Genomic DNA, 6,393 nt, shown 5'->3' on the forward strand with positions numbered 1-6,393 from the left:
TTAAACCTCCTTACTATCTGGCTTAATCATAATTATATTATCAACAGCCTCAAGTAGTTTTATTTCTTCAAGTAGTTCATTTGGAATATTATGATCAACTTCAAATATCATAGTTGCAGATTTACCTTTTTCATCTCTAAAAACTCTAAGTGTAGCTATATTGATATTTTGCTTATATAGTATAGTAGTTATTTTAAAGATTGATCCTGGTACATCTTTATGTGTAACTATTAAAGTTGGATATTGACCTGTGAAATCAACATTTTCTCCATTTACTTGATTTATTACGATATTTCCACCACCAATTGATGAACCCATAACATCACAAGTATATCCATTTTTAGTTTCCATTATAAATTTAACTGTATTAGGATGGAGTCCATCACCAAGGTCAGATTCTATAAACTCTACAGCAAGTCCCATTTCTTCAGCAAGTTCCATAGATTCACGAAGTCGTTTATCAGATGGCTCCATTCCAAGAATACCTGCAACTAAAGCCTTATCAGTTCCATGTCCTTTATAAGTTTTAGCAAAAGAACCATGTAGTAAAAACTTAACACTTTTAATTTCATCAGAACAAATAGTTCTTGCCACTTTTCCAAGTCTTGCAGCTCCAGCTGTATGTGAACTAGACGGTCCAATCATAATAGGACCAAGTATATCAAAAACACCAAATTTTTTCATAAATATGTCTCCTAAAAATAAATTTTAATATGTATATAATTTTATCGTAAAATTTAAAAAAAGAGTAGCTTAATATACAAGCTACTCAAAAATTTAATTATTTTCCATTTGTGCAGCAATATTTAGAAAGTCTACAATCAACAATATTCCAGTTGATACTTTTAAATATACTATCAAGATAAGCAGCTCTGTCTGTTCCATAATCTATGAAGTAAGCATGTTCATATACATCAATAACAAGAAGTGGAGTAGCACCAAATACAGCTCCAACATCATGAGCATCAAGTCCTAGAACTCTTAGTCTATTAGTTACATCATCAATTGCAACAACAGCCCATCCTCTTACAGATAACGCAACTTGCTTTAAATAAGCAAGGAAAGATTCATAACCACAAAATTGTTCTTCTATTATAGTAGCTATTTTACTATCCTTTTTAAAAGAGCAATCTGTATCACATGATAAGTTCTCAAAATAAAGTTCATGAAGCTTAACTCCATTTAGTGCAAAAGTTTCACCTTGCTTTAAAGCTCTCATTGCTGAGTAAGTTGGATTTGAACCTGTATAAGTTTCAGGATCTTTACTAGCTTTAGAAATTTCATTAACTTTAGCAATGTATCCATTATAAAGTTTTAAATGTTGATCAACTTGGTTTTCAGTTAAACCTTTAATGTCTGTTATGTTAAAATTCTTTGCTTTGATATCAGTATACATAAAAACACTTCCTTTAAAATTAATTTTATAAATATAGTTTATGCAAAATATATAAAAATATAGATAAGAATAGTTGATGTATTTAAGGAATTTATATTATAATAATAACCTCAAATGGATTAAAAAGGAATTTTATGGGTGTTTTGAAATAATAATTCTACATGATATTATAAATATATAAGTTTAAATATTTAAAAATTAAAAAGCTAAGGAGAAAAATATGGGATATATAATAGATTTAAGAAAAGAACTAAAGAATGAGAATAGACCATTAATGATGCCAGCAGCAGGAGTATTAGTATTTAATGAAAATGGAGAAGTTCTATTACAAAGAAGAACTGATAATAATAGATGGGGAATTCCTGGTGGTTCTATGGAACTTGGGGAAACTTTTGAAGAAGCAGCAAGACGAGAAGTTTTTGAAGAAGTAAATTTAACAGTTAATAAATTAGAAGTTTTTAATGTGTACTCAGGTGAAAGTCTACACTATATATATCCAAATGGACATGAGGTGTATATAGTAAGTTGCATGTATATATGTAAAAATGATTTTAGTGGAGAGTTAAAATTAGACCCAGTTGAAACTAAGGATGCAAAATTTTACTCATTAAAAAATTTACCATCAGAAGATGAGCTAAATATACCAGATAAAGTTGTCATAAAAGATTTAATAAAACAAGGATTACTAAAATAGTAAAAGTAATTTATTTGAAATAAAAAAAATGGTCGAGTATAATTACAATTAAAGAGAATAATAAATTCTACAAAATAAATTTATGTAAAAGAGGTATAGATATGATAAATAAAGAAATGACAATTGGTGAAATAATAAGACAAAACCCAACAAAGGCAGAAGTATTAATGGCATTTGGTATGGGATGTGTTGGTTGTCCATCAGCTCAAGCAGAAACTTTAGAAGAAGCTGCAATGGTTCATGGATTAAATATAGAAGAGCTTATAGTAGCTTTAAATAAATAATTATTAACTGCGAGATTAGAGATAATCTTGCAGTTTTTTTATACCAACTAATTGATAACCATTATTAAATATTTTATAAATATACATGATATATATATAAATATGCATATTTATAAATAATTGAAAATAAAATTAAAAAAGATTATTTATAAGGAATGGTACAGATAGAGGGAATAGAGAATATTATAGTATGTATTTTTGATATTTATAATAAAAATTAAAAAAACTTTGAAAAAAGGCTTGATAATCAATAATAACTATTATATAATAATAACATAACGAAGATACAGAAAAGAAATATTAAAAATGTTTGAAAAACTTTAGGAGGTTTTGTAAAATGAAAAAATTTGTTTGTACAGTTTGTGGTTATATTGCAGAAGGTGAAGTGGCTCCATCAGTGTGCCCAATATGTGGAGTAGGTGCTGATAAGTTCATGGAACAAACAGACACAATGGTATATGCTGATGAGCATAGAATTGGTGTGGCTAAGGGAACAGATTCAAGAATAATAGAGGGATTACAAGCTAACTTCATGGGAGAATGTACAGAAGTAGGAATGTATTTAGCTATGTCAAGACAAGCTGATAGAGAAGGACACCCAGAAATCGGAGAAGCTTACAAAAGAATAGCTTTCGAAGAAGCTGAGCATGCTGCTAAATTTGCAGAAATGTTAGGTGAGGTTGTTGAAGCTGATACTAAAGCTAACTTACAAGCTAGAGTTAATGCTGAGCATGGAGCATGTCAAGGTAAGAAAGATTTAGCTACATTAGCTAAACAATTAAACTTAGACGCTATACATGATACAGTACACGAAATGTGTAAAGATGAAGCTAGACACGGAAAAGCTTTCGCTGGATTATTAGAAAGATACTTTGGTGCTAAATAGTATTAAAGTTATATAAAGAGGTTTCCATTTTGAAATGGAAACCTCTTTTTTTTGCGTTATAATAGAAGAAGGTGTAAATTTAGTATAATATTTTTTATAAATTAAAATAAATTATTTTAGATTAAAGCCAAAACTAAAGATGAAAGAATATGAAAGGGTAAAAAAATGAGTAGGGTAGATTTTGAAAAAGAATATGAAATTCTATATAGAGATATAGATAAAAATTTTAATTGTAGGGTTACTTCAATAATGGATTGTTTTACAGATGTAGGACTTCGACATGAAGATGAATTAGGGATAGATATAAGTATGACTAATCCATACGGAGTAGTGTTTGTATTTTTTGAATATGATATCAAGATAGATAGGTATCCAAAATATAAAGAGAAAATAAGAGTAAAAACACATGTTGATACTATACAAAAATTTTATGCATCACGAAGTTTTGAAATGTTTGGAGAGTCTGGAGAAGTTATAGGGACAGCAACATCACTGGCCGTAGTAATAGATGTAGAAAAAAGAAAACTTTCAAAAGTTCCAGATATATATTATGAAAAACATGGAATTTCTAAGGATACAAAAATAAGACCAACTAAGTTAAAATTTGAAAAGCTTAGTAATGGTACTGTTGAAAAAGAAATAGATATAAGGTTTTCTGACTTTGATAGTAATGCACATATAAATAATGCAAAGTACTTTGAATGGTCGCTTGATGCTATACCAAATGATATTTTGGATAAATACTTAGTTTCAGAAATAAAAATTAAGTTTATCAAAGAAATTATAGGCGAGGACAAGCCTAAGGTGGAGATTGAAATTATTAAGGGAATAGATCAAATAAAGATGCTTCATAAAATATCAAATAATAAGAATGAAGAAGTTAATATAATGGAATCATATTGGACTAGAAAAGAATTTAAGTTATAAAAAGATAGTAAAAGAAATTTTAAGATGTTTTTATACTTTAAAGTAAAATAGTATGTTATAGAAATTTATCTATAACATACTATTTTTTGTTTTTATTATTTTGTACTACCAAGTGCAGCAGCAAATCCAGAGCTCCAAGCCCATTGAAGATTAAATCCACCACAATCGCCATCTACATCCATAACTTCACCACAGAAGAATAAACCTTTTACAAGCTTTGATTCTAGGGTTACAGGGTCTATATCATTTGTATCAACACCACCTGCAGTTACTTGAGCAGCTGTAAATCCATTAGAGTCAGTACATTTAAACTCCCAACTTTTAAGTGTCTTAACAAGAGCTTTTTTTTCTTTCCAAGACAAATCACAACAAGGTTTATGAATATCTCTTATTCCAGATTCTTTTAAAATAGTTATGATAAGTTTTTTATTAATAACTCCAATAAGAGCATCAACTATACCTCTCATACTAAACATTCCAAAATGTTCATCTAAGAATAGTTCAAGTTCCTTTTCGGTTTTATCTGGCATCATATCAACAACTATACGAACATCCTCACCCTTAGAAACTGCATATGAAGCAGTTCTAGATATTTGTAAAATAGGAGGTCCTGATATTCCATAGTTTGTAAATAGAATCTCACCAAAATCTTTTCTAAGCGACTTACCATTACTAACTACTTCTGTATAGCCATCAAACTTAACGCCTGTCATAGACTTTAATGCGTGGTGTTCAAGCTTTAATTGAACTATACCAGCAACTTGACCTATTATTTTGTGTCCAAGTTGCTTAGAAAGGATATAACCAGACCCATCAGAACCACTTACAGTAGCTGATTTTCCTCCACAAGCTAAAATCACTTTAGATGAAGTAATAACTTCCATACTTTCATCTGTTGGAGTAATTTTAAAAATTTCATTTGATTTAGATATTCTATTTACTTTAAATGATGTATAAACAGGAATATCTCTTTCTTCTATTGATAGCTTTAAAATATCTACAACTGAAGATGCTTGAAGAGATTTAGGGTAGCATTTACCTTTTTGAAGTTCTATTATAGGTAAACCAATATTTAAAAAGAATGCTTTAGTATCTTCAACAGAAAAATTACCTAAAACATTTTGATAAAATTTATCATTTTCACTATGATACGTATCAAATGGATGTGAGATAGTAGAGTTAGTTATATTACAACGTCCATTTCCAGTCATAAGAATTTTTCGACCAATTTTATCAGTACCTTCAATAATAGCTACATCAAGTCCAAAATCTTTAGCTGAAATAGCAGCCATCATACCAGATGCTCCACCACCAATAATAATTAAATCATGATATATCATAAAAAATTCTCCTTTATAAATTTAATTTATATAATTAATGTATTTATATTTCATAACATAAATAGTTTTTCTTTAAAAATCTTACTAATAAAGTAGAAAAAAATCTATATTAAAAGTAAAACTTACATATAGATTTTAGCATAGTAAGAAATTTCATAAAAGAAATTCTAAGAATTTATACAGAAAAATTCAATTAATTAGTATATAAATTGTGAAATTTTAATAATTTTTATATTTATTTTATAAAAAAATAATATATATTTTAAGAGAAATACTAGCGAAACTATAAAATTATATATTTTAACGATAAAAACTTTAGAAAATATTAAAATCTTTTACAAAGAAAAAAATAAGATTAAATGGCGTTATTGCTAAGTTCTATAGTTACATAAGAGTGGGAATTTATGGAGTGATTAAAAAAACAGAAAAAAACTTTCTAAAAAGTGTTGACAGTTATCCATAATTTCTGTAATATAGTCTATGTCAGGTCGGCAAGTTCGGCATGACGGTCAAATAAATAATGATGATTAACATATTGTGTGATAAGAGGTTTTTTATGGCCCCTTGGTCAAGCGGTTAAGACACCACCCTTTCACGGTGGTAACAGGGGTTCGATTCCCCTAGGGGTCACCAATTTAGGTCGCATAGCTCAGCTGGGAGAGCACCTGCCTTACAAGCAGGGGGTCACAGGTTCGAACCCTGTTGCGACCACCACACAATATGGTTCAGTAGCTCAGTTGGTTAGAGTACCGGCCTGTCACGCCGGGGGTCGAGGGTTCGAATCCCTTCTGAATCGCCACTTTATTTATTTTGGCCCCTTGGTCAAGCGGTTAAGACACCACCCTTTCACGGTGGTAACAGGGGTT

Annotated in this window: 7 protein-coding genes and 3 tRNA genes; 7 read left to right on the forward strand and 3 right to left on the reverse strand. The window is 29.4% G+C overall.

Features of this window, described 5'->3' with window-relative positions; genetic code table 11:
- Together sdaAB and Q0V15_RS02030 are read right to left on the reverse strand one after the other, a co-directional pair.
- Positions 1-684: an L-serine ammonia-lyase, iron-sulfur-dependent subunit beta gene (gene sdaAB / locus Q0V15_RS02025; RefSeq protein WP_297435496.1), complete on the reverse strand. Its 684-nt coding sequence runs from the start codon at positions 682-684 to the stop codon at positions 1-3.
- A gap of 97 nt (positions 685-781) precedes the next feature.
- Positions 782-1,396 carry a superoxide dismutase gene (locus Q0V15_RS02030; RefSeq protein ID WP_297435498.1) on the reverse strand — a complete coding sequence of 205 codons (615 nt, stop codon included), beginning with the start codon at positions 1,394-1,396 and terminating at the stop codon, positions 782-784.
- A gap of 220 nt (positions 1,397-1,616) precedes the next feature.
- On the opposite strand from Q0V15_RS02030, the gene Q0V15_RS02035 reads away from it, so the two are divergent.
- The 4 genes from Q0V15_RS02035 (at position 1,617) to Q0V15_RS02050 (ending at position 4,187) form a co-directional block, all read left to right on the forward strand.
- Complete coding sequence (locus tag Q0V15_RS02035; RefSeq protein ID WP_297435500.1) at positions 1,617-2,090, forward strand: NUDIX hydrolase; 474 nt, start codon at positions 1,617-1,619, stop codon at positions 2,088-2,090.
- A gap of 101 nt (positions 2,091-2,191) precedes the next feature.
- Complete coding sequence (locus Q0V15_RS02040; protein ID WP_297435502.1) at positions 2,192-2,374, forward strand: DUF1858 domain-containing protein; 183 nt, start codon at positions 2,192-2,194, stop codon at positions 2,372-2,374.
- 337 nt (positions 2,375-2,711) lie between these two features.
- Complete coding sequence (locus Q0V15_RS02045; protein ID WP_297435504.1) at positions 2,712-3,260, forward strand: NADH peroxidase; 549 nt, start codon at positions 2,712-2,714, stop codon at positions 3,258-3,260.
- A 165-nt stretch (positions 3,261-3,425) separates the two neighbouring features.
- Positions 3,426-4,187 carry an acyl-[acyl-carrier-protein] thioesterase gene (locus Q0V15_RS02050; RefSeq protein WP_297435506.1) on the forward strand — a complete coding sequence of 254 codons (762 nt, stop codon included), beginning with the start codon at positions 3,426-3,428 and terminating at the stop codon, positions 4,185-4,187.
- A 95-nt stretch (positions 4,188-4,282) separates the two neighbouring features.
- On the opposite strand, the gene Q0V15_RS02055 is transcribed toward Q0V15_RS02050, so the two are convergent.
- Entirely contained in the window at positions 4,283-5,527 is a 1,245-nt protein-coding gene (locus tag Q0V15_RS02055) for an NAD(P)/FAD-dependent oxidoreductase (RefSeq protein WP_297435508.1), read from the reverse strand.
- A gap of 558 nt (positions 5,528-6,085) precedes the next feature.
- On the opposite strand from Q0V15_RS02055, the gene Q0V15_RS02060 reads away from it, so the two are divergent.
- The 3 genes from Q0V15_RS02060 (at position 6,086) to Q0V15_RS02070 (ending at position 6,326) form a co-directional block, all read left to right on the forward strand.
- A tRNA-Glu gene (locus Q0V15_RS02060) sits at positions 6,086-6,160 on the forward strand.
- A gap of 5 nt (positions 6,161-6,165) precedes the next feature.
- Positions 6,166-6,241: transfer RNA gene (locus Q0V15_RS02065), tRNA-Val, on the forward strand.
- Between the two features lie 8 nt (positions 6,242-6,249).
- Positions 6,250-6,326: transfer RNA gene (locus Q0V15_RS02070), tRNA-Asp, on the forward strand.
- Positions 6,327-6,393 lie beyond the last annotated feature (67 nt).

The sequence above is a fragment of the uncultured Clostridium sp. genome (genome assembly GCF_947036855.1).
Taxonomy (GTDB): Bacteria; Bacillota; Clostridia; order Clostridiales; family Clostridiaceae; genus Sarcina.

Coding starts and splice junctions, on each gene's coding strand:
- Q0V15_RS02040 (WP_297435502.1), top strand. CDS start 2,192: ATGATAAATAAAGAAATGACAATTGGTGAAATAATAAGACAAAACCCA.
- Q0V15_RS02055 (WP_297435508.1), bottom strand. CDS start 5,527: ATGATATATCATGATTTAATTATTATTGGTGGTGGAGCATCTGGTATG.
- sdaAB (WP_297435496.1), bottom strand. CDS start 684: ATGAAAAAATTTGGTGTTTTTGATATACTTGGTCCTATTATGATTGGA.
- Q0V15_RS02035 (WP_297435500.1), top strand. CDS start 1,617: ATGGGATATATAATAGATTTAAGAAAAGAACTAAAGAATGAGAATAGA.
- Q0V15_RS02045 (WP_297435504.1), top strand. CDS start 2,712: ATGAAAAAATTTGTTTGTACAGTTTGTGGTTATATTGCAGAAGGTGAA.
- Q0V15_RS02050 (WP_297435506.1), top strand. CDS start 3,426: ATGAGTAGGGTAGATTTTGAAAAAGAATATGAAATTCTATATAGAGAT.
- Q0V15_RS02030 (WP_297435498.1), bottom strand. CDS start 1,396: ATGTATACTGATATCAAAGCAAAGAATTTTAACATAACAGACATTAAA.